Source organism: Nocardia sp. NPDC050710 (assembly GCF_040654375.1).
Taxonomy (GTDB): Bacteria; Actinomycetota; Actinomycetes; order Mycobacteriales; family Mycobacteriaceae; genus Nocardia.
On sequence record NZ_JBFAHV010000019.1, the window covers coordinates 162,704 to 183,715 of the forward strand.

The following is a 21,012-nucleotide window of genomic DNA, read 5'->3' on the forward strand; positions in this document are numbered from 1 at the left end:
CACGCCGCCGGCCGACAACCTCGGTGTCGAAGACCCGAGGACCCAAGCCGCCCCGCCGCAACGCGACGAGCGGGAACTGGACGATGTGTCGGCGATCAGCAGGCTGAAGTTCCGTTATCTCCGCGCTCTCGACACCAAGTCCTGGGAAGAATTCGCGGACACCATGATTCCCGAGGCCACCGCCACCTATAGCGAATATCTGCAATTCGAATCGCGCGACGCTTTCCTGGCCTTCATGCGTAATACCCTCGGCCCGCACGTCATCACCGAGCACCGCTGCGACCATCCCGAAATCGATGTCGACGGCGACACGGCAACCGGCACTTGGTATCTCGCCGATACCGTGCTCATCCCGGCGCACAATATGCTGCTGCGCGGCGCGGCGTTCTACACCGATCGGTACGTCCGCTGTGATGACGGGCGCTGGCGCATCGCGCATACCGGTTACGAACGCACCTACGAGGTGGTGCTCTCGCTGAGCGACCTGCCCAGTCTGCGCCTGACCTCCAGCCGCTGGGGGCTCATAGCCCGAGAAGACGGAATCGCCCCCGTCGAACGCAACCCCGGCACCACACCGACGCCCCCCGAACCCGAAGGGGAGTAGCCGTCACAGAGTTTCTCGACGGTTCACAGAGTATGTGGCCCCTGTGAAGCGTGCCGAAGGTCTGTGATGCCGCGCTAGTCGGCGGCGGCGACCAGCGGTTCGAGGGTTAGGGTCGGGTGTTCTTTTTCGATGTACTGCAACCGCCACTTGTCGCTGAACAGCGCCAGTAGGGCGCCGTCGGTGCGGGTGAAGACTTCGACTCCGCGTTGGCGGTCCAGTTCGGGGGCCGACTCGGGGTCGGTGCGCCGGGCCAGGGTGTAGCCCAGGAACTCCATTTTGGTCTCGACATTGAATTCGGCCAGCATCCGGGCGGTGACCACCTCGAACTGCATCGGGCCGACCGCGGCGAGTACGGGGGAGGCGTCGCCGCGCAGATCGTTGCGCAGCACCTGCACCACACCCTCGGAGTCGAGCTGGTCGATGGCCTTGCGGAACTGCTTGTACTTACCCGCGCTCTCCGCGCGCAGCGCCGCGAAATGCTCCGGTGCGAAGGACGGGATCGGCGGGAACTCCACCTTCTTGTCCACGAACAGGGTGTGACCCGGCGCCAGCGCGGTCGCGTTCACCAGACCGACCACATCGCCGGGATATGCGGTGTCGACGGTGGAGCGCTCTCGGCCGAAGACGGTCAGTGCGTACTTGGTCGCGAACGGCCGACCGGTCTGCGCGTGTGTCACCACCATGCCGCGTTCGAACTCGCCCGACACGATCCGCATGAACGCCAGCCGGTCCCGGTGCGCGGCATCCATGCCCGCCTGCACCTTGAACACCACGGCGCTGAACGGCGCGGTGGTCTCGCGCGGATTGCCGTTCACATCGGCCCGGGCGCGGGGCGCGGGCGCCAGCGCGACCAGCGTCTCCAGCAACTGCCGGACGCCGAAATTCAACATCGCGGAGGCGTAGATAACCGGGGAGGTCTGGCCGGCCAGGAACAATTCCTGATCGTGGTCCTGTCCGGTGGCGGAGAGCAGTTCACTCTCCTCCGACGCGGTGGCCCAGACCTCGCCCTCGCGCGCCTCGGCCTGCTCGGGGGTCAGCGATACCTCCGGCGCGATGGTCGCGCCGCCCGCGGTGCGGGTGAAGTGGATGTACTCGAGGGCGGCGCCGTCTTCACCGCGGCGCAGCAGGCCACGGAAGTCGCCCGCGATGCCGACCGGAAGGAATAGCGGTGTCGGGGTGAGTCCGATGCGCTCGTTGATCTCGTCGAGTAGTTCCAGCGGGGCCTGGCCGGGCCGGTCCCATTTATTGATGACGGTGATGACCGGGATGCCGCGGTGCCGGCAGACCTGGAACAGCTTCAGCGTCTGCGGCTCGAGTCCCTTCGCCGCGTCGATGAGCATCACCGCGGCGTCGACGGCGGTCAGCACGCGGTAGGTGTCCTCGGAGAAGTCCGAGTGACCGGGGGTGTCGACCAGGTTGATCACATTGTCGATATCGGAGCCCGCGGCGCGGTAGTTGAACTGCAACGCGGTCGAGCTGACGGAGATGCCGCGGGCCTTCTCCATCTCCATCCAGTCCGAAACCGTCGACTTGCGCCCGGCCTTACCGTGGATGGCGCCCGCCTCGGAGATCATTCTGGCGTGCAGCGCGAGTGCCTCGGTCAGCGTCGACTTGCCCGCGTCCGGGTGTGAGATCACCGCGAACGTGCGTCGCCGTGCGACCTCGGCGGGCAGTCCGCGCGGCGTGGGAGCGACGACATCCTCAGGGGCGGTCACGGAACAACCTTTCACAGACGACCGATCGGCAACCGCTCCAGCGTACGCGATGGCGCTGAATGACTAGCGGCGCGCCGCTGACCACCCGATTCAATCCGGGCTTCGGCGCTGCGGTATGGTGTTCGGGTTGTCTCGGCGAGGGTGACCGCAGACGTTATGCGTTCACCGTGATCGACGCGGCTCGGCTTCCGGCCGTCCTCGTTCGGTCTTTCGCCCGACGAGTAGACCAACCTGGCCAGGGTTTCCACAGCCACTGGCAAGCAACCGTTGACCAGCCCGGAAGAGCCGTAGGAGTAGATCCAGTCATGTCCGACGCCAACCTTCTCGAAGCCGCCGTTCGCACCGAGTTCGGTAAGGGCGCCGCCCGCCGCACCCGTCGTGCCGGCAACGTCCCCGCCGTACTGTACGGCCACCAGGCCGACCCGCAGCACCTTTCGCTGAATGCCCAGGCTTTCGCCGCCATCCTGCGCGAGCACGGCACCAACGCGGTGCTGAACCTCGTGATCGATGGTGAGAAGCAGCTGGCGCTCACCAAATCCGTTGTGGTGCACCCGATCCGCCGCTACATCGAGCACGCCGACCTGCTCATCATCAAGCGTGGCGAGAAGGTCACCGCCGATGTGAACGTCACCCTGGTCGGCGATGCCGCCTCCGGCACCCTGGTCACCCAGGACGCCACCACCATCTCCATCGAGGCCGAGGCGCTGAAGCTGCCCGAGGCCATCGAGATCTCCATCGAGGGCGTGGAGGCCGGCACCCAGATCACCGCGGGTGAGGTCGAGTTGCCCGCCGGTGTCACCCTGGCCGCCGATCCGGAGACCCTGATCGTCAACATCATCGCCGCCCCGGCCTCCGCCGCCGAGGTCGAGGAAGCCGCTGCCGCCGCCGAGGCCGCAGAGGCTGAGAGCGCCGAGTAAGAACTTCCGGATCGGGTTCCGACCGAATCCACCATGACCGAATCAACGGTGCCCGCGCTCGTGATCGGACTGGGTAACCCAGGCTCCGAATATGAACGCACCCGGCACAATGTCGGCTTTCTGGTCGCCGACGTGCTCGCAGAGCGCGTCGGCGGCCGTTTTTCCGTGCACAAGAAGTCCGGGGCGGACCTGTTGCAGGCACGCCTGGACGGCCGCCAGGTGCTGATCGCCAAGCCGCGGTCCTATATGAACCTGTCCGGCCGCGCGGTCGCCGCACTGGCCAAGTTCTTTTCGGTGCCGCCGACCGAGGTGATCGTGGTGCACGACGAGCTGGACCTGCCGTTCGGCGCGATCAAGCTCAAGCGCGGCGGCGGCGAAGGCGGGCACAACGGTCTGCGCTCCATCTCCAGCGCGCTGACCACCAAGGACTATCTGCGTACCCGCATCGGCATCGGCCGCCCGCCGGGCCGTCAGGACCCCGCGGACTACGTGCTCAAGCCGTTCGCGGCACCGGAACGCAAAGAGGTCCCGGTCATCGTCGAACAGGCCGCCGATGCCGTCGAGCTCCTACTGCGCGTCGGCCTCGAAACCGCGCAGAACCAGCTGCACTGAGTCGAACGACGCTTTGTCGGTCCCGATCCGGGGTGCGGGCGGCGGTCGCCGTAAATTGCTTATATGACCAAGTTCAGCGGCTTCCCGTTGACGGGACTGGATTTCTACGAAGACCTCGAGGCCGACAATTCGAAGACGTTCTGGACCGCGCACAAGAACGTCTACGAGGAATCGGTGCGCGCGCCGATGGTCGCGCTGACCGCGCAGCTGGAGCCGGACTTCGGCACCGCGAAAATCTTCCGGCCATATCGTGACGTGCGCTTTTCCAAGGACAAGGTGCCGTACAAGACCGCCCAGGGTGCGGTGGTCGGCACCGCGCCGGGCACCGGCTGGTATGTGCAGATCAGCGCCGCTGGACTGTTCGTCGGCGGCGGGTTCTACTCCGGCACGCCCGCGCAGATCGCCCAGCTGCGCGCCACCATCGATGACGAGGTGCGCGGTGCGGAGCTGGAGGCGATCCTGGCGAAGCTGTCCAAGTCCGGATTCGACATCGGCGGGGAGAAGCTGAAGACCAAGCCCAAGGGGTACGAGGCCGATCACCCGCGGATCGACCTGCTCCGGCACAAGTCGATCACCTGCCACAAGGAATTCGGGGCTCCGGCGTGGCTGCCCACCGCACGGGCCGCCACCGAGGTCCGCAAGACCTGGGAGACCATGCGCCCCTTCATCGATTGGCTCACCGCCGTCGTCGGCACCACCGGTTAGCCGGGCGCGGTTCCGGGCGTGATGACCGGAACCGCGCACCGTCGGCCGAGCTCAGTTGCGCGCGGCCAATACCAGGGCGAAGCGGTTGTCCGGGTCGGTCCAGGTCTGTTCGGTGCGGAAACCGGCGGCGGCGAGCTCGGCGGTGAGACCGTCGAGCCGGAACTTCGCCGATATCTCGGTGCGCATCTGCTCGCCGCGCGCGAATTCGACGGTGAGGTCCAGGTCCCGGACGTGCACCGTCATCGCCTCGGTCGCCTCCAGTCGCATTTCGATCCACTCGTTCTCCGCGTCCCACCGCGCGATGTGCTCGAACTTCTCCGGTGCGAAGTCGGCGTCGAGCCGGTTGTTCAACACGTGCAGCACATTTCGGTTGAACTCGGCGGTCACACCGGCCGCATCGTCGTAGGCGGGGACCAGGACGGCGGGATCGATGACCAGCCCGGCGCCGAGCAGCAGCTGCTCTCCCGGCTCCAGCACCTCGTGGATACTCGCGAGGAATTCGGCGCGCTCGTCCGGGACCAGGTTGCCGATGGTGCCGCCGAGGAACGCGATCATGCGCCGCCCGCCGCGCGGCAGGTTGTGCAGGGTGTCGGTGAAGTCGCTGACCACGCCGTGCACCGCGAGTCCTGGGAATTCGGCGGCGATATCATCCGCCGCCGCCCGCAGCGCCGAGGATGAAACATCCTGCGGCACATAGGTCTTCAGTGGACCCTCGGTGGTCAACGCGGTGAGCAGCAGCCGGGTCTTGGCGGCCGAGCCCGCGCCCAGCTCGACCAGGACCTCGGACTGGGCCGTACGTGCGATCTCGCCGACGACCCGCTCCAGCAGTGCCCGCTCGGTGCGCGTCGGGTAGTACTCCGGCAGTTCGGTGATCCGCTCGAACAGCTCGCTGCCGCGCGCATCGTAGAACCACTTGGGCGGCAGCCACTTCGGGTCCGCGGTGAGCCCGAGCCGGGCGTCCGATCGCAGTGCCGCGGTGAGGTCGTCGTCGGATAGGTAGATCTCGAGCGTCGCATCGGTCATAGCGGGAGCCTTTCGGGATCGGAAAGTGGTTCGACGGCAAGGTGATCCGGGCGTGCGGTCACCAGGCTGCGGTCGGGGATGGACTGCCAGCGCGGGTCGTCGTCGAAGGGTTCGGAGCAGAGGATGGCGAAGGTGTCGGTGACCAGCGCCGACAGCGAGTGGTGCCAGGTGGTGGCCCACAACTGCGCGCCGTCGCCGAGTAGGAAATTGAGCCGGGCCTCGGGGGCCTGCGCGAGCACCGCGGCGACCAGCAGGCGTAGTGCCGCGGGCGCGGCGGACCAGGCGCCATCGGGGACATCGGTGGCGAGTAGTCCGCGCAGCAGCACCCACAGCGCGGCGGTGTCGGTGGCCGATTCGGCTTCCAGCAGTCGGGCCGGATCGAAAAGCCCCGTCGCGCCGAGTTCGTCGGCGGTGCCCGCGAATTCGGCGGCGACCGCGGTCAGCGCGCGACGCCAGTCCGGGACGACACCGTTGTGGCTGAAGGCCCAGCGGCCATGGGTGAACGGTGCGCAGGCGGATTGCTCCACCGGCATGCCGACGGTGGCCGAACGCACCGCGCCCAGCACCGCCCACGATTCCAATTGCGGCAGTACCTCTTCCACCGCGGGATCGGTCCAGATCGGGGCCGGGTTTCGGTAGCGGCTGACGGTCACCGCGCCGTCGCCGGTATCGCGCCACCATGCGACGCCGAATCCGTCGGCGTTGATGGTGCCGCCCCGGCGCATATCGCGCGGCGCCCACGACTGGGTACGCAGCGAATGGGTGCCGAGTGTGAGCATCTCGCCGACCCGCACCTGCGGGCCGACATAACCGAGGTGCCTACACATGGACGGTCACCGACTCGCATATCGGCTCCGGCAGCCGGATCACGTTGCGCACGTGGGAAAATGCGGATATCCCGGAGCATCCCGTCCGGGTGGCAGGTCCCGCCCCTCTCACGCGACCTCACCCTCACGCAGATCCCGGGCCAGCCGGAAGCCGGAGAAGATCTGCCTGCGGATCGGGTGGTCCCAGTTCCGGAAGGTGCCGCGGCAAGCGACCGGGTCGGTGCCGAAAGAGCCGCCGCGCAATACCCGGTAGTCACCGCCGAAGAACACCTCCGAATACTCCGCGTAGGGGAAGGCCCGGAAGCCGGGATACGCCTCGAAACCAGAGGCGGTCCACTCCCAGACGTCGCCGATGAGTTGGTGCACGCCGGTCGGCGACGCACCCTTCGGATAGGCGCCGACCTCGGCGGGCTCCAGGTGGTGCTGGCCGAGATTCGCTGTGGCGGTATCGGGTTCGGCGTCGCCCCACGGGTAGCGGCGGGTGGCGCCGGTTTCCGGATCGAACCGGGCGGCCTTCTCCCATTCCGCCTCGGTGGGTAGCCGCTTGCCCGCCCACGCGGCGTAGGCCTCGGCCTCGAACCAGCAGACGTGCAGCACCGGCTGATGCGGTCGCAGCGGGGTCATCACACCGAATACCCGACGCCACCAGCGCCCGGCCGGATCGCGTTCCCAGAATTGCGGGGCGATCAGACCCGCCTTCTGCCGGTGCGCCCAACCGCGCTCGGACCACAGTTCCGGTCGGTCGTAGCCACCGTCGTCGATGAAGGCCGAATACTGCTCATTGGTGATCGGCGCGACGTCGATGGCGAAGGCGGGCAGGTGCACCGGGTGCGCGGGCCGCTCGTTGTCCAGCGCCCACGGGTCGGTCGAGGTGCCCATGCTGAACTCCCCAGCGGGGATGATCACCTCGCCGCCGACCGGTGCGGTCACCGTCGGCGCGGCGGGGGCGGCCAGCACGGCGGCCCCGGTCCGCAGTTGGTGGGTGGCGAGCATGGTCTCGTCGTGCTGCTGTTCGTGCTGGGCGATCATGCCGAAGGCGAAGCCACCGTCCACCAGCGGGTCGCCACGTAAGGCATTGCGGTCCAGCACATCCCAGACCTTGTCGCGCACGGTGCCGACATAGTCACGGGCCTGGGTGGGGTTCAGCAGTGGCAGCGTCGGGCGGTTCGCCCTGGCGTGTTTGAACGCGTCGTAGATCTCATCGATATCGGCGCGTACCGGTTCGCGGCCGCCGACATCGCGGACCAGCCACAATTCCTCCTGGTTGCCGATATGCGCGAGGTCCCAGACCAGCGGGCTCATCAGCCGTGAATGCTGGGCCACCAGTTCGGCCTCGTCGACCACCTCGGTGAGTGCGAGGGTGCGGGCGCGGGCCCGGGTGAGGACCTCGGCGATCCGGTCGCGGAGTCCTTCGATGCCGGAATTGTCGGTCGGGGCGGGGTACTGGGTTGTCACGAGGGCACTCTCCGAAAGTAGTTCTGTGCGGCCCGATTCCGGTGGTGATCATGGTGCATCGGGTGTGCATCGGATTTCGCCGTGTCGAGCGGCGATTGCGGCGGGCTCACGACTGCGGGCCCGGCGGTGCCTCGGTCGGGGTGTGCCCGCCGCGACATCGTCGGGACGCCTCGTCGAGTTCGGCTCGCGTCGCCGATGTTCTGGCGTGCGCGGCGGCGAGTTCGAGCAGGTCGACCGCGACGCCGCGGATCTGTGGATCGGCGAGGCCCCAGCGCGCCGCGTCGAGCCAGCGGCCGGTGAGCGGCGCGGCGATCGCGGTGGCCTCGGCGACCACCGCCGGGGTGGACAGCAGCGCGTCGACAGCGTGGATAGGTACCGTCCAGGAATCGTCGGGCTGGGCGTCGAGGTAGCGGATCTCCAAATGTCCCGAGGCGCGCACCGGTGGGAAGAGCGTGGTCAGGTGGTAGTCCAGATCATCCAGATCGGGACGGCGGCCGATTTCGTCGTCGAGCGCGCCGCAGAGCCAGTCGGCGAAGGTGGCGCCCGGCGGCGCGGCCCAATCGTCGCTGTCGCCGTTCTCGGGTCTTCGGACACACAGCAGCGGCACGTCCAGCGCCCAGCGACCGTATGCCGCAACGGGATCCGTCCAGCTCTCGGCGGACGGACGGGTGCGCGCGTGGTCCAGCCGCAGCCAGGTTCGCATGCGCTGCGAGGCCCACTCGCCGACCGGCGTTCCGTGCAGTGCCGGGGAACAGGCGAATGCGGCCAGCAGGGCCGGGCCCATCGTGTACAGCGCCGCCCAGCGGGTGGCGACCTCCGCGACATCGGCGCCCGCGTCGACGCTGACCTGGGTGGCCGCGGTATTGCACATCATGAGTTTGCCGAAGGGGCCGATGCCGGCGAAGGACTCTTCCATCGCGCGATAGCGCGGCAGGCGCAGCAGCCGTTCGGGGTGGCGGTCCGCGTCGCAGGCGATGGAAACAGTTCGGATCGACTGGGATTCGAGGAGATTGCGCAGCAGCCGGGCATCGTCGCGCAGACGGTCGCATAATTCGGCGGCGTCAGCGAACGGGGCGCTGGAGAGTTCGATCTGGCCACCGGGTTCCATGGTGACCCGGCTGCCCCCGGGCAATGAGAGTGCCGGTGAATCGGGGGCGATGGACCGCGGTGCGTAGGGTCCGAGGGCGATTGCCAGTGCAGCCAACCGCGGGCGGGGGGCGGCCGTCGGGCCTGACGCCGAACACTCACCCTGCACGGTGAGCCACTCGAGTTCGGCGCCGATCAGCGTGGGTGGACCCACTTTGAAACAGACCCCGCCGATATAGGCCTCGGCGGCGGCGCGCGAGGACAACTGCTCCGACGCTGGGGCGCGACGGGCCGATTCCGAATGTTCCAGCGTGACCGCCATGCCAACCTCCACCGTGTCCGCGTGCGGGCCGGGCTCCGGTCCGCACGCCGTGATCTTCGTATCGCGTGGTTCGTGCTGCCTGGTTCGGGTGGTCGGATGAGATCCGAGTACCCGGTCTTCGTACTTAGGTATCGCAATGGTCCGGGTGCTTATTCCACACACCGGACAATCCAGGGTAACGAGAGGCACCGACAAGGAAGCGATAAGAATCTGACGAATGCGTGACGGGATCGAGCACGGGCGCGCGATGGTGGTGACCCGCTAGGGTCGAGCACATGCTGGACGTTGATCGCGTGCGGGCCGATACCCCCGGTTATGACTCCCTTTCCGGAATGGTCTTCCTCGACAGCGCCGGATCGTCGCTACCGCCGCGTATCGTGCTCGATACCGTCATCGATCACCTCCGTCGTGAGGCCGAGGTCGGTGGCTACCGCGCGGCCAACGAGCGGCTCGATGATCTCGCCGGGGTGAAGACGGCGATCGGCACGCTGATCAACGCGGCGCCGAGCAGTATCGCGCTCAGCGACAGCGCCACCAGGTCGTGGGCCGATTTCTTCTATTCCGTCCCGCTGGCGCCCGGCGATCGCGTCCTCATCTCGGGCTCCGACTACGCGAGTAACGCCATCGCCGCGATCCAGCGGGCCCGTGCGGTCGGCGCCCGGGTCGAACGAATCCCCAGCGACGGCAGTGGCCAGCTCGACCTGGACGCCATGGCCGAGCTGGTAGACGAACGGGTGAAGCTGGTGTCGGTGCTGCATGTGCCGACCAACGGCGGGCTGGTCAATCCGGCTGCCGAGGCCACCCGCATCGCGCATTCGGTCGGTGCGCTGGTGCTGCTGGATGCCTGTCAGTCCGCCGGGCAGATCCCGCTCGACGTCGCCGAGCTGGGTGTGGACGCGCTCTCGGTCACCGGCCGCAAATGGCTGCGTGGTCCGCGCGGCACCGGCTTCCTGTACCTGCGGCCCGAATTGGCAATGTCGATGCAGCCACAGCGCCTCGATCTGCACAGCGCCGAATGGACCGGGCCCGACGAGTTCCGGCTCGCACCCGATGCCAGCCGGTTCGAATTCTGGGAATGCGATGTCGCGGCCCGGCTCGGGCTCGGCGCCGCCGTGCGGTACCTGCTGGATCTCGGCCCCGAGGAGGTCTACGCGGCCATCGCGGCCCGCGCGGAATACCTGCGCAAGGCTTTGCCGGAACTGCCCGGCGTGACCGTGCGCGACCTGGGCATTCGACATAGCGGGATCGTGTCGTTCACCGTCGACGGCATAGATCCCCTGGTGATCCGGGAGCGGCTGGCGGCGCAAGACATCACCGTGACGGTGAGCCATGCCAGCTCCACGCTGCTGGATATGACCGACCGCGGCTTGGCCTCGGTGGTGCGCGCCTCCCCGCACTGCTTCGTCGACTACGACGAATTGGACCGGTTCGTCGCCGCCGTGGCGGCCTTGTAGATGTCCCCGCGCGAACTTGTCGTACTCGGCACGGCGAGCCAGGTGCCGACAAAACAGCGCGGTCACAACGGCTATCTGCTGCGCTGGGGCGAGGAGGGCGTGCTCTTCGATCCGGGTGAGGGCACCCAGCGGCAGATGACGCTGGCGGGCGTCTCGGTCACCGATATCACCCGGATCGCGGTCACCCACTTCCATGGCGACCATTGCCTCGGCCTGCCCGGGATCGTCCAGCGCATCAACCTGGACCGGGTGCCGCATCCGGTGGACGTGTACTACCCGGCCTCGGGCCAGGAGTACTTCGATCGGCTGTGCAATGCCACCGCCTTCCACCGCACGGTCGACCTGCGTCCCCATCCGATCGCCGCCGCCGGACCTCTCGACGCACCGGGCGCGCCGTTCACCCTCGCCGCCGCGCCGCTCTCACACCCCGTGGAGGCATTCGGCTACCGGATCACCGAGCCGGATAGTCGGCGGATGCTGCCGGAACGGTTGCGGGCATTGGGGTTACGCGGTCCGGCCGTGGGCGAACTACAGCGGAGCGGCTCGGTCGAGCGCGACGGTCGCACGATCACCTTGGCGGAGGTCAGCGCGCCGCGCCCCGGTCAGAGCGTCGCCTTCGTCATGGATACCCGCCGCTGTCCGGGTATCCACGAATTGGCCTCCGGCGTAGACCTCTTGGTGATCGAAGCGACCTTCCTGGAATCCGAAGCCGACCTCGCCGAAGAGCACGGCCACCTCACCGCGGGGCAAGCGGCCCGCATCGCCGCGGAGGCAGGCGTCCGCACACTGGTCCTGACCCATTTCTCCCAGCGCTACAAGACCCTCGACGCCCACCTCGCCGAGGCCGAGAAATACTTCTCCGGTGAAATAGCGATCGCCACCGACCTCGACCGGATCCCCCTTCCGCACCGTCGCTGACGAGGTACCGATCAACCCGCGCGCGGGCGTCCTTCGTTCAGGCCAAATGCAATTCGAGGACTTGGGCGACGAGGGCGTGCGGGGCGACGTCGGTGACGATGAGGGCGAGGCTGCGGTTTGCCTGGAGGGTGGCTATGCCGTGCAGGTTGGTCCAGAGGGCCAGGGCGCGGGGGTCGGAGAGCTGGGGGTCGGAGAGCGGGCGGTCGGGGGCGACGTCGCCGACCAGTGCCACGAATCCGCGGTAGATCGGGAGAGTCGTGGCGCGGAGGTTTTCGCCGGAGCCTTCCAGGAGATCGTGGCGGAACATGAGGGTGAACATTTCGGGGCGGGCGGCGGCGAAGTCGACGTATTCGATTGCCATGCGGTGCAGGCGGTCCCGGGGCGAGGCGGCGGATGCGGTGGCCAGCGCGAAGCGGTCGACGAGGGCGTCGAAGCCACGGGCGGCGATGGCGGCGAGCAGAGCGCGGTGGGTCGGGAAGTGACGGCGTGGCGCGCCGTGCGAGACGCCCGCGGCGCGGGTGATGGCGCGTAGCCCGAGTTGGGCGGCGCCGACTTCCTCGAGCAGGTCTACGCCGACGGTCACCAATCGTTCGCGCAGGGGCTCGTTCTCGACCATGCGGACATTCTCCATCGGATCTGTCGCCGGTTACGCGGCGGGGGTAGACACTGTCTACCATTTCGTGTAGACAGTGTCTACGCAACTTTCGGGAGGAACACATATGTGGTACCGGCTGTTCAAGCACGTTCTGGTCGGCCCGCTGCTGCGGCTGCTCGGGCGGCCGGACATCGAAGGGCTGCACCATGTTCCGCAGGACGGGCCGGTGATCGTCGCGGCCAACCACTTGGCGGTGATCGATTCGATGTACCTGGCGCTGGTGCTGCCGCGGCGGGTCACCTTCCTGGCCAAGCAGGAGTACTTCACCGGCACCGGCCTGAAGGGCCGGTTCAACCGCTGGTTCTACACCGTCTCCGGACAGGTGCCGGTCGATCGGACCGGCGGTACCGCGGCCGCCGACGCCCTGGCCGCGGCCACCCGAATCCTGGAGTCCGGTGGCATCTGGGCCATTCACCCGGAGGGCACCCGATCCCCGGACGGCCGGGTCTATCGCGGTCGCACCGGCACACTGCGCGTCGCGATCGCCACCGGCGCCCCGGTGGTGCCGGTGGTGCTTTCGGGCACCGACCGGGTCAACCCGCGCGGCAGCCGCCGGTGGCGATTCGCGAAGGTACGCATCAGTTTCGGCGCGCCACGCTACTACCTCGCCGCCGACCAGCACCCGCGCGCGGCCACCGACGATCTCATGCGCGAACTCGCCGCACGCGCGGGCCGTCCCTATGTCGATCGGTACGCGGCCACGTTTTCGCACGGCCCGGCGGCATCCCGGCGCCAGGCCGGATAGGCCATCCGCATCGCGCCGGGCGACCGACCACTTCGGGTCGACGCGGGGGAACGGCCGATGACCGGCGTGCACGAGAAGGGGGTTAACACCCGGCCGATTCAGCGGGATAGTTGAAGCAGGCCGGTGCTCGGCCTCGATGGCGCGATTAGGAGTCCGACGTTGAGCAGGTTCACCGACGAGATGTACGCGACGGCACAGTCCTCGGCCCGTGGCTTGGTCACCGGTGAGCCCGATGCGCCGCTACGTCAGAACTGGGGCGAGATCCACCGCATCGCCAGGCAAATGGCGGGTGGACTCGCGGAGGCCGGGATCGGCCACGGCGACGCGGTCGGGGTCCTCGCGGGGATGCCGGTCGATATCGCCCCCGCCTGCCAGGCCATCTGGATGCGCGGCGCCTCGATCACCATGCTGCATCAGCCCACGCCCCGCACCGACCTGGTGGTCTGGGCCCGCGACACCGAGACCGTCTTGCACATGATCGAGGCGCGCGCTGTCGTGCTCGGCGCACCGTTCGAGGCCGCCGAACCGCTGCTGCGTGAGCGGGGCATCACCGTGGTCCGCGTCGATCAGCTGCGCGACGGCCCGGAAATCGATCCGGTGCCGACCACGGAGAACGATATCGCCTTGCAGCAGTTGACATCCGGGTCGACCGGCTCGCCCAAGGCGGTGCGGATCACGCACGAGAACTTCTTCGTCAATGCCTACGCCATGTTCAACCGGGTGAAATTCCAGCTCGACGACGATGTGATGATCAGCTGGCTGCCCCTGTTCCACGATATGGGCATGGTCGGATTCCTCAGCGTACCCATGCAATTCGGGGCCGAGGTGGTTTGTATTACGCCGCTGGACTTCCTGGTACGGCCGCTGCTGTGGGCGGAACTGATCGACAAGTATCGCGGTACCGTCACCGCCGCACCGAATTTCGCCTATTCGCTACTCGCCCGCAGGCTGGGACAGGCCGAGGACGGATCGCTCGATCTGAGCAGCGTCCGGTACATGTGGAACGGCGCGGAACCGGTGGACCCGGACACCATGGAGGCGCTGGCCGAAGCCGGTCAACGCTTCGGGCTCAACCCGATGGCACTCACCCCGGTGTACGGCATGGCGGAAACCACCCTGGCCGTCTCGGTTCCGGATCCGGGCCTGGGCCAGGTACTCGACCTCATCGACGCCGATCTGCTGGAGGCGCTCGGCAAGGCCGTCCCGGTGCACGATCAGCACAGCCACCACGGCACCGTGCGCAGGCTCCCGACGCTCGGCTATCTCGTCGACCAATTGGAGGGCCGCGTCGTCGACGCGGAAGGCCAGCCGCTGCCCACCCGCTCCGTCGGCGTCATCGAATTGCGTGGTCCGGCCGTGACTTCCGGCTATGTGACGGTCGAGGGCTTCCGTCCCGCCCAGAACGCCGACGGCTGGCTCGATACCGGCGACATCGGCTACTTCACCGACGAGGGCCTAGTCGTGGTGTGCGGCCGGATGAAGGACGTCATCATCATGGGCGGCCGGAATATCTACCCCACCGATATCGAACGTGCCGCCATGCGGGTGGCGGGCGTGCGTCCCGGCAATGCGGTCGCGGTCCGGCTCGACGCGGGCGAGAAGCGCGAAAGCTTCGCGGTGGTGGTGGAGAGCAACGACTATCAGAACGCGGACGAGGTCAAGCGCATCGAGCACGATATCGTGCACGCGGTTTTCTCCGAGGTCGGCGTCCGCCCGCGCAATGTCACGGTGCTCGGGCCCGGCGCCCTCCCGAAGACTTCCTCGGGCAAACTCCGCCGCGCCGCCACCGCCACGCACCTGCATTGATCGCCGCCGGTCGGCCGCCGGGTCAGTTCTGCCTGTTGTAGAGGATCAGGCTCAGGATGAGCCCGGCGATCAGGCCGATCGCTGAGGCGAGGGCAGCCCACTTGCCGTACCTCTCACCCCTGTTGTTGGCCAGATAGCCGAAGACGATGCCCGCCGGGCCGAACAGGATGGGGCACACCAGCAGGGCCAGCGCCGCGCAGACAAAGCCGATGATCGACAATGTGGGCGGACCGGAGCGCGCCGGTACCTGGTCGGACGGCCCGATCGGCGGCGGGGGCGGATACGCGGGGCGGTCGTCGTCGCGATCGGCTGAATCGTCCGGTTGCCGCGGTGTGGTCATAGCGCCTTCCTCGGTCGGTTCGGTCGCTAGCTGACGGATATCTACAGTTCGGTGTCGTCGAGGATCTCCATCGCGGCGGCCTCGGCGGGCCGCTCGTCCTGCTCGGCGGCCGCGGCCTCCTGATCGCTCGGGGTCCATTCCTGGGCCAGCTCGTCGATGATGCCGAGCCGCCCGTCGTCCTCGTTCTCGTGATAGCGGATCTGCAGGTCGTCCGGCGGATCCTCGATGGTGCGCTCGTACTCGCGGATCTCGTCGGCCTGCTTGTCGTCGCCCATGCCCATATCCAACGGTTCACGGTCCATGACACCGAGTATTCCCGGATCGGGCGCGAGCCGGGAGAACACGGCCGGGTAATTCGCCGATGCGCTACGACAAGCTGTTACTGAGCCCGGCGATTCCGAAGATGACCAGCACCAGCAATATCCCCAGCACCAATACGACGCCATTGGCGATGGCCGCCCACTTTCCCAGCGGTTCACCCTTCGAGTTGCCGACGATGCCGAGGACGATGCCCGCCGGTCCGGTGATGAAGACGGGCAGGAAGCAGAGCAGCGCCGACACCACGGTCAGGCCGAGGCAGACGAAACTGATGATCGACCAGGTCTGGGTGGGTGTCGCGGGTTGCCCGTACGGCGAGTACGGCGGGTAGCCCGGGGTGCCGTACTGCTGCTGGGGGTAGCCGCCCTGCTGCGGGTAGCCCGGCTGCTGCGGGTAGGCCGGGGGATAGCCGGGCTGCTGAGGATAGCCGGGCTGCTGGGGGTAACCAGCCTGTTGCGGGTAGCCCGGTTGCGGATACGCCGATCCGGGTTGCTGCGGGTAGGCCGGTGGAGCGGGCGGAACATCGGTGGGCGGATAGGAGGGGTAACCGGCGGGCGGGGTGTACTGCGGCCCACCGGCCCCGGGCTGCTGGCCCGGCCGGTACACCTGGGTCTCCGGGGCGGTGCCGGTCGATCCCGGCTGGAAGATCTGAGTTTCCGCGACCCGCGCGGGGTCGTCCGGATCGTCCTTCGACTTCTTCAGGTTGAAACCGGGTTGTGGGTCCTGCGGTGTCGTCATGGTGTTCCCCCTCGTCGAATGTGATCGTTCTCAATGCCTAGCACGGTCGCAGCGCCGATACCAGCGGGAATCGTGTCGGCGCCGCACAGCGGGCCGGAATACGACGACGGCCCGGACCTCAGGTCCGGGCCGTCGCCAGCTGTCGGTATCAGGCGTTGCCGTTGAACAGCCCGGTGACCGAGCCGTTCTCGAAGACCTCGCGGATGGTGCGGGCCAGCAGCGGCGCGATGGACAGCACCGTCAGCTGCGGGAACTTCTTGTCCTCGGTGATCGGCAGCGTATTGGTCACCACGACCTCCTTGGCGCCGCAGCTCGCCAGCCGCTCGGCGGCCGGGTGGCTCAGCACGCCGTGGGTCGCGGCGATGACCACATCGACCGCGCCCGCCTCCTTCAGTACCTTCACCGCGCCGGCGATGGTGCCGCCGGTGTCGATCATGTCGTCGATCAGGATGCAGGTGCGGCCCTCGACCTCACCGACCACGCGGTTCGCGGTGATCTGGTTCGGCACCAGCGGGTCGCGGGTCTTGTGGATGAACGCCATCGGCGCGTCCGCCAGCGAGTTGGCCCACTTCTCGGCCACCTTCACCCGGCCCGCGTCGGGGGAGACGACGGTGATGTTCTCCAACGGGTAGTTATTGCGAATGTATTCGACCAGCTGCACCTGGGCGTGCATATGATCGACCGGGCCGTCGAAGAAGCCCTGGATCTGGTCGGTGTGCAGATCGACGGTGATGATGCGGTCCGCGCCCGCCGTCTTCAGCAGATCGGCGACCAGGCGGGCCGAGATGGGCTCGCGGCCGCGGTGCTTCTTGTCCTGGCGGGCGTACGGGTAGAACGGCAGCACCGCGGTGATCCGCTTGGCCGAACCGCGCTTGAGCGCGTCGATCATGATGAGCTGCTCCATCAGCCACTGGTTCAGCGGCGCCGGGAAGCTCTGCAGCACAAAGGCATCCGAACCACGGACGGACTCCTCGAACCGAACGAAGATCTCGCCGTTGGCGAATTCGCGGGCGGTCTGCGGCGTGACGTGGACGTCGAGTTCCTTGGCGACCTGCTCGGCCAGCTCAGGATGAGCGCGTCCCGAGAAGAGCATCAGGTTCTTCTGGTTGTCGATCCATGACGCGGTCACTACTGTTTGCCATCCTTTTGCTCAATTGCCCGACTCGTCCTTGGCCGCGATTGCTTCCGCCGCCGCGCGCGCCGCGTCCGTCCCAGGACGGTGTCGCTGCACCCAGCCCTCGATATTCTTCTGCGGTCCGCCGGACACCGCGAGTGCCCCCGGAGGAACGCTTCTGCGCAGTACAGTACCTGCCGCCGTGTAGGCGCCGTCACCCACGGTCACCGGTGCGACGAACATTGTGTCGCTGCCGGTCCGCACATGCGAACCGACCACGGTGTGGTGTTTTTGCACGCCGTCGTAGTTGACGAACACGCTGGAAGCGCCGATGTTGCTGTATTCACCGATTGTCGCATCACCGACGTAGGTGAGGTGCGGCACTTTCGAATGCGCGCCGATCGAGGCGTTCTTGGTCTCGACGAACGCGCCGAGCTTGCCGGATTCGCCGACCACCGTGCCGGGACGCAGATAGGCGAAGGGGCCGATGGTCGCGCCGGGACCGATCGAAGCCTGCTCGCCGTGGGTGCGCACGACCTTGGCGCCGTCGCCGACCGATACATCGGTGAGGGTGCTGTCCGGTCCGATCTCGGCGTCCTCACCGATGACGGTGGTGCCGAACAGCTGCACACCCGGGCGCAGCACGGCGTCCCTGCCGATCTGCACACCGGCATCCACCCAGGTGCTGGCGGGATCGATGACGGTGACGCCGGCCCGCATATGCCGTTCCAGGATGTAGCGGTTGAGGGTGCGGGTCGCCTCGGACAGCTGCACCCGATCATTGACCCCGGTGACCTTGGCCGCGTCGACCAAGCGCGCGCCGTGCACCGGATGACCGGCCTCGTAGGCCAGCCGCAGCACATCGGTCAGATACAGCTCGTGCTGGGCGTTGGCGGTGGAGAGCCGCCCGATCATGGTGCGCAGTACGGATGCGTCGAAGACGTACACGCCGGAGTTGACCTCGGTGATCGCGCTCTGCTCCGGGGTCGCGTCGGCATGCTCGACGATCTCGGTGACCTGGCCGTCGGCGTTGCGCACGATGCGACCGTAGCCATTCGCGTCGTCCGGGACGAAGGTCAGCACGGTCACCGCGGAACGTTCGGTGTAGCTGCGGTGCTCGTCGAGCAGCGCGGAGAGCGTGTGCCCGTCCAGCAGCGGCACATCGGCCGAGGTGACGAGCAGGTCTCCGGTGAAGTCCGCCGGCAGCGACTGCAGCGCGCACTGCACCGCGTGTCCGGTGCCGAGCTGTTGTTCTTGGAGTGCCGGAATGATGTCGCGGCCCAGGTCCCGCCCGACGGCGGCCATGGCGGCGCCGACTTGTTCACGGTCGTGACCCACCACGGTGATGAGGTACGCGGGGTCGATCTCGTTCGCCGCATGCAGCGCGTGCGCGAGCATGCTTCGACCGGCCAGCGAATGCAGCACCTTCGGGGTCTTCGACCGCATTCGCGTTCCGGCTCCGGCTGCGAGAACGACGACGGCGGTCTGCTGTGGCATGGATCTCCCTCGGCTGCCTGTCATCGTGCTTGGCGGCTTCGTGCTCGGTCAGCGCTGTGCTGACCCTTTCGAGTGACCTGCGAGCGGTCACCAGCTGTTGTCAGCCATGTGCGCGGCCAACGATAGGCCATCGTGCCGGTGTGCTCCGCCGCCAGGACTCGAACCTGAACTATCTGAACCAAAATCAGAGGTGCTGCCATTACACTACGGCGGATTGTCACACCGGCGGATCGGAGAACCCGCCGCTGTGCTCGCGGCACGGCATGAATCCTCGCATGAGACCCGCCCCCACGTCGAGCTAGGCCCGTCCGCCTCTCTTCGTCTTCTGTCGGTCGTTGGAATTACCAGGAGTTTCGCGTCGGGCCGGCGGCGAGGTGCTCGGTCGAGTTCTCGGCGTGCCCGGCGAGTTACCCATGTTCGTGCGAGATCTGGCGTTGCGTTGAGATGTTCGGGACCACACCACCGGGTCGGCGCGGCGCGGAGCGAGCCTGTCTGGAACAGTTAGGGCGATAATTATGTCCGCGCGTAGGGAGGCAGACGGGTGGCGTCGCAGGAACCGCATCGGGTGTCCCGTCCGCGAATGACGGGGACGCAGCGGCGTCAGCAGTTGATCGAGATCGGTCGCGCACTGTTCGCCGAACGCGGGTACGAGGCGACCTCGATCGAGGAGATCGCGCAGCGGGCCCAGGTCTCCAAACCCGTGGTGTACGAACACTTCGGCGGCAAAGAGGGTCTGTACGCGGTGGTCGTCGACCGCGAGATGTCGATGCTGCTCGACATGATCACCTCCTCGCTCACCCAGAATCGGTCCCGAGTTCGCCTCGAACAGGTCGCGCTGGCGCTGCTGACCTACATCGAGGAGCGCACCGACGGATTCCGAATCCTGGTGCGGGACCAGCCCGCAGCCACCGATGACGGTCGCTACTCCAGCCTGCTCAACGAGGCCGTGAACCAAGTGGCGCACATTCTGGCCGGCGACTTCGGACGCCGTGGTTTCGACACCAGCCTGGCCACCCTGTACGCGCAGGCGCTGGTCGGCATGGTTTCCACCGCCGCGACCTGGTGGCTGGACGTGCGCACCCCGTCCAAAGAGGTTGTGGCAGCCCATTTGGTGAACCTGTGCTGGAATGGGTTGAGCCACCTCGAGGCGGATCCGCAACTGAGCTCGGAATGGCCCACCGGCGCCGCCGACTGAGTCGAGTTGTTAACCAGCGAATTGCGATGGAGGCCCGGCCGAATGCTCGAATTGGTTGTCGCGCGCTCACCTGGTGGTACGGTTCACCCATCCTCTGGGTGCTGTTCGGGCGGTATGTCGGTCTTAGTTCGAGATGTCGGTCTACTTCAGGATGGCTGGGTTTAAGGATGACAGGCGGATCTGATGGCTAGGCAAGCGCGCGCGGAGATCACCCGCGATTCCGTCCTTGCGGGTGCTGCCGATGTCTTTCTGCGCTTGGGATATGCGAATGCGAGCCTGAGCGAGATCATCGCGCAGTCGAACGTGACCAAGGGCGCCTTGTATTTTCACTTCGGCTCGAAGGAAGAACTGGCGCGCGCCGTTGTCGATCAGGGCAACGAGAGATTGGTCAGTTCGTGCCAGGGCTTCTTCGATCCGCGGGTGCCCGCGCTCGAAGCATGTATCGGCATCACCTACGTGGTCGCCGACCTATCCATGAACGACCCCATGGTCGGCGCGATGCTCAAACTGACCCACCAGATCGGCGACTACCGTGGCGCCCAAGGCGACAATATCGCCAAGACCTGGGGCGACACCTACCGCGTACTCGCCGAGCGCGCCATCGCCCAGGGCGACCTGGAAACAGACCTCGACCCCGAGGTGGTCGGTCTGCTTCTGCAGGAGGTGACCGCGGGCGTGCATATCGTCGCCGTCGGAACCGAGTCTATGGACCAGATGGCCACCCGCATGGAGCGCGCCTGGTATTTCCTGCTCCCCTCCATCGTCCCCGCCGAGAAGCTCTCGTACTTCCGCGAATTCGCCGCCCGCCGCCTCCGCCGCTACGTGCCGTGATATTGGCCGCGCGGGCGCGGCGGGTTCGCGGGCTGTGTTGTTGGCCGCGCGGGCGCGGCGGGTTCGCGGCCCTTGATGTCTCGCTGCCGAGCGGCCGAGACTTGCGACTGCGTCGCGTGCGCTTCGGCCGCTCGG

The 21,012-nt window shown here is 67.4% G+C and carries 21 protein-coding genes and 1 tRNA gene; 10 read left to right on the forward strand and 12 right to left on the reverse strand.

From position 1 onward, the window contains the following. Positions 1-76: 76 nt before the first annotated feature. Entirely contained in the window at positions 77-604 is a 528-nt protein-coding gene (locus AB0H61_RS27695; protein WP_357310140.1) for a nuclear transport factor 2 family protein, read from the forward strand. A gap of 74 nt (positions 605-678) precedes the next feature. On the opposite strand, the gene AB0H61_RS27700 is transcribed toward AB0H61_RS27695, so the two are convergent. After that, positions 679-2,319, reverse strand: coding sequence for a peptide chain release factor 3 (locus AB0H61_RS27700; protein ID WP_357310070.1), 1,641 nt, complete (start codon positions 2,317-2,319; stop codon positions 679-681). A 305-nt stretch (positions 2,320-2,624) separates the two neighbouring features. On the opposite strand from AB0H61_RS27700, the gene AB0H61_RS27705 reads away from it, so the two are divergent. From AB0H61_RS27705 to AB0H61_RS27715, 3 genes are all read left to right on the forward strand, one after another. Then, entirely contained in the window at positions 2,625-3,236 is a 612-nt protein-coding gene (locus AB0H61_RS27705) for a 50S ribosomal protein L25/general stress protein Ctc (RefSeq protein ID WP_357310072.1), read from the forward strand. Positions 3,237-3,269: 33 nt separating this feature from the next. Continuing rightward, on the forward strand, positions 3,270-3,848 hold the full coding sequence (gene pth / locus AB0H61_RS27710) for an aminoacyl-tRNA hydrolase (protein ID WP_357310074.1): 579 nt from the start codon (positions 3,270-3,272) through the stop codon (positions 3,846-3,848). A 63-nt stretch (positions 3,849-3,911) separates the two neighbouring features. Next, entirely contained in the window at positions 3,912-4,553 is a 642-nt protein-coding gene (locus tag AB0H61_RS27715) for a DUF2461 domain-containing protein (RefSeq protein ID WP_357310078.1), read from the forward strand. Positions 4,554-4,604: 51 nt separating this feature from the next. On the opposite strand, the gene egtD is transcribed toward AB0H61_RS27715, so the two are convergent. The 4 genes from egtD to egtA all read right to left on the reverse strand — a co-directional run bounded on the left by egtD (position 4,605) and on the right by egtA (position 9,266). Beyond that, positions 4,605-5,576: an L-histidine N(alpha)-methyltransferase gene (egtD, locus tag AB0H61_RS27720; protein WP_357310080.1), complete on the reverse strand. Its 972-nt coding sequence runs from the start codon at positions 5,574-5,576 to the stop codon at positions 4,605-4,607. Continuing rightward, positions 5,573-6,403, reverse strand: a complete 831-nt coding sequence (gene egtC, locus AB0H61_RS27725; RefSeq protein WP_357310082.1) for an ergothioneine biosynthesis protein EgtC — start codon at positions 6,401-6,403, stop codon at positions 5,573-5,575. Before egtC ends, egtD begins: the two co-directional genes overlap by 4 nt. 108 nt (positions 6,404-6,511) lie before the next feature. After that, on the reverse strand, positions 6,512-7,819 hold the full coding sequence (egtB, locus tag AB0H61_RS27730) for an ergothioneine biosynthesis protein EgtB (RefSeq protein ID WP_357310142.1): 1,308 nt from the start codon (positions 7,817-7,819) through the stop codon (positions 6,512-6,514). Between the two features lie 145 nt (positions 7,820-7,964). Beyond that, entirely contained in the window at positions 7,965-9,266 is a 1,302-nt protein-coding gene (egtA, locus tag AB0H61_RS27735) for an ergothioneine biosynthesis glutamate--cysteine ligase EgtA (RefSeq protein WP_357310084.1), read from the reverse strand. Between the two features lie 275 nt (positions 9,267-9,541). On the opposite strand from egtA, the gene AB0H61_RS27740 reads away from it, so the two are divergent. Both AB0H61_RS27740 and AB0H61_RS27745 read left to right on the forward strand, forming a co-directional pair. Continuing rightward, complete coding sequence (locus AB0H61_RS27740) at positions 9,542-10,720, forward strand: aminotransferase class V-fold PLP-dependent enzyme (protein WP_357310087.1); 1,179 nt, start codon at positions 9,542-9,544, stop codon at positions 10,718-10,720. After that, positions 10,721-11,638, forward strand: a complete 918-nt coding sequence (locus AB0H61_RS27745; protein WP_357310089.1) for a ribonuclease Z — start codon at positions 10,721-10,723, stop codon at positions 11,636-11,638. 37 nt (positions 11,639-11,675) lie between these two features. On the opposite strand, the gene AB0H61_RS27750 is transcribed toward AB0H61_RS27745, so the two are convergent. Further along, positions 11,676-12,254, reverse strand: coding sequence for a TetR/AcrR family transcriptional regulator (locus AB0H61_RS27750; protein ID WP_357310091.1), 579 nt, complete (start codon positions 12,252-12,254; stop codon positions 11,676-11,678). Between the two features lie 103 nt (positions 12,255-12,357). Here AB0H61_RS27750 and AB0H61_RS27755 point away from each other — a divergent pair, with 103 nt between their 5' ends. Both AB0H61_RS27755 and AB0H61_RS27760 read left to right on the forward strand, forming a co-directional pair. Next, positions 12,358-13,038 (forward strand): lysophospholipid acyltransferase family protein, encoded by a 681-nt coding sequence (locus AB0H61_RS27755; RefSeq protein ID WP_357310094.1) that lies wholly within the window; start codon positions 12,358-12,360, stop codon positions 13,036-13,038. A gap of 159 nt (positions 13,039-13,197) precedes the next feature. Further along, a complete protein-coding gene (locus tag AB0H61_RS27760) occupies positions 13,198-14,844 on the forward strand; it encodes a fatty acyl-AMP ligase (RefSeq protein WP_357310096.1) in 1,647 nt (548 codons plus the stop codon). A 22-nt stretch (positions 14,845-14,866) separates the two neighbouring features. Here the strand turns inward: AB0H61_RS27760 and AB0H61_RS27765 are convergent, their stop codons facing one another. The 6 genes from AB0H61_RS27765 to AB0H61_RS27790 all read right to left on the reverse strand — a co-directional run bounded on the left by AB0H61_RS27765 (position 14,867) and on the right by AB0H61_RS27790 (position 19,065). Then, the gene (locus AB0H61_RS27765; RefSeq protein WP_357310098.1) at positions 14,867-15,184 is read right to left on the reverse strand and encodes a hypothetical protein; all 318 of its coding nucleotides are present in this window, start codon (positions 15,182-15,184) and stop codon (positions 14,867-14,869) included. A 41-nt stretch (positions 15,185-15,225) separates the two neighbouring features. Next, complete coding sequence (locus AB0H61_RS27770) at positions 15,226-15,486, reverse strand: hypothetical protein (RefSeq protein ID WP_357310100.1); 261 nt, start codon at positions 15,484-15,486, stop codon at positions 15,226-15,228. 64 nt (positions 15,487-15,550) lie between these two features. Further along, positions 15,551-16,240 carry a hypothetical protein gene (locus AB0H61_RS27775; RefSeq protein ID WP_357310102.1) on the reverse strand — a complete coding sequence of 230 codons (690 nt, stop codon included), beginning with the start codon at positions 16,238-16,240 and terminating at the stop codon, positions 15,551-15,553. A gap of 148 nt (positions 16,241-16,388) precedes the next feature. Further along, positions 16,389-17,369, reverse strand: coding sequence for a ribose-phosphate diphosphokinase (locus AB0H61_RS27780; RefSeq protein WP_357310104.1), 981 nt, complete (start codon positions 17,367-17,369; stop codon positions 16,389-16,391). 21 nt (positions 17,370-17,390) lie between these two features. Next, on the reverse strand, positions 17,391-18,851 hold the full coding sequence (gene glmU, locus AB0H61_RS27785) for a bifunctional UDP-N-acetylglucosamine diphosphorylase/glucosamine-1-phosphate N-acetyltransferase GlmU (RefSeq protein ID WP_357310106.1): 1,461 nt from the start codon (positions 18,849-18,851) through the stop codon (positions 17,391-17,393). Between the two features lie 143 nt (positions 18,852-18,994). After that, a tRNA-Gln gene (locus tag AB0H61_RS27790) sits at positions 18,995-19,065 on the reverse strand. Positions 19,066-19,431: 366 nt separating this feature from the next. Here AB0H61_RS27790 and AB0H61_RS27795 point away from each other — a divergent pair. Both AB0H61_RS27795 and AB0H61_RS27800 read left to right on the forward strand, forming a co-directional pair. After that, a complete protein-coding gene (locus AB0H61_RS27795) occupies positions 19,432-20,046 on the forward strand; it encodes a TetR/AcrR family transcriptional regulator (RefSeq protein ID WP_357310108.1) in 615 nt (204 codons plus the stop codon). 183 nt (positions 20,047-20,229) lie between these two features. Further along, on the forward strand, positions 20,230-20,877 hold the full coding sequence (locus AB0H61_RS27800; protein WP_357310110.1) for a TetR/AcrR family transcriptional regulator: 648 nt from the start codon (positions 20,230-20,232) through the stop codon (positions 20,875-20,877). Positions 20,878-21,012 lie beyond the last annotated feature (135 nt).

Coding starts and splice junctions, on each gene's coding strand:
- AB0H61_RS27800 (WP_357310110.1), top strand. CDS start 20,230: ATGGCTAGGCAAGCGCGCGCGGAGATCACCCGCGATTCCGTCCTTGCG.
- egtC (WP_357310082.1), bottom strand. CDS start 6,403: ATGTGTAGGCACCTCGGTTATGTCGGCCCGCAGGTGCGGGTCGGCGAG.
- AB0H61_RS27765 (WP_357310098.1), bottom strand. CDS start 15,184: ATGACCACACCGCGGCAACCGGACGATTCAGCCGATCGCGACGACGAC.
- AB0H61_RS27755 (WP_357310094.1), top strand. CDS start 12,358: ATGTGGTACCGGCTGTTCAAGCACGTTCTGGTCGGCCCGCTGCTGCGG.
- egtA (WP_357310084.1), bottom strand. CDS start 9,266: ATGGCGGTCACGCTGGAACATTCGGAATCGGCCCGTCGCGCCCCAGCG.
- glmU (WP_357310106.1), bottom strand. CDS start 18,851: ATGCCACAGCAGACCGCCGTCGTCGTTCTCGCAGCCGGAGCCGGAACG.
- AB0H61_RS27740 (WP_357310087.1), top strand. CDS start 9,542: ATGCTGGACGTTGATCGCGTGCGGGCCGATACCCCCGGTTATGACTCC.
- AB0H61_RS27750 (WP_357310091.1), bottom strand. CDS start 12,254: ATGGTCGAGAACGAGCCCCTGCGCGAACGATTGGTGACCGTCGGCGTA.
- egtD (WP_357310080.1), bottom strand. CDS start 5,576: ATGACCGATGCGACGCTCGAGATCTACCTATCCGACGACGACCTCACC.
- AB0H61_RS27705 (WP_357310072.1), top strand. CDS start 2,625: ATGTCCGACGCCAACCTTCTCGAAGCCGCCGTTCGCACCGAGTTCGGT.
- AB0H61_RS27715 (WP_357310078.1), top strand. CDS start 3,912: ATGACCAAGTTCAGCGGCTTCCCGTTGACGGGACTGGATTTCTACGAA.
- AB0H61_RS27770 (WP_357310100.1), bottom strand. CDS start 15,486: ATGGACCGTGAACCGTTGGATATGGGCATGGGCGACGACAAGCAGGCC.
- AB0H61_RS27795 (WP_357310108.1), top strand. CDS start 19,432: ATGACGGGGACGCAGCGGCGTCAGCAGTTGATCGAGATCGGTCGCGCA.
- AB0H61_RS27745 (WP_357310089.1), top strand. CDS start 10,721: ATGTCCCCGCGCGAACTTGTCGTACTCGGCACGGCGAGCCAGGTGCCG.
- AB0H61_RS27775 (WP_357310102.1), bottom strand. CDS start 16,240: ATGACGACACCGCAGGACCCACAACCCGGTTTCAACCTGAAGAAGTCG.
- pth (WP_357310074.1), top strand. CDS start 3,270: ATGACCGAATCAACGGTGCCCGCGCTCGTGATCGGACTGGGTAACCCA.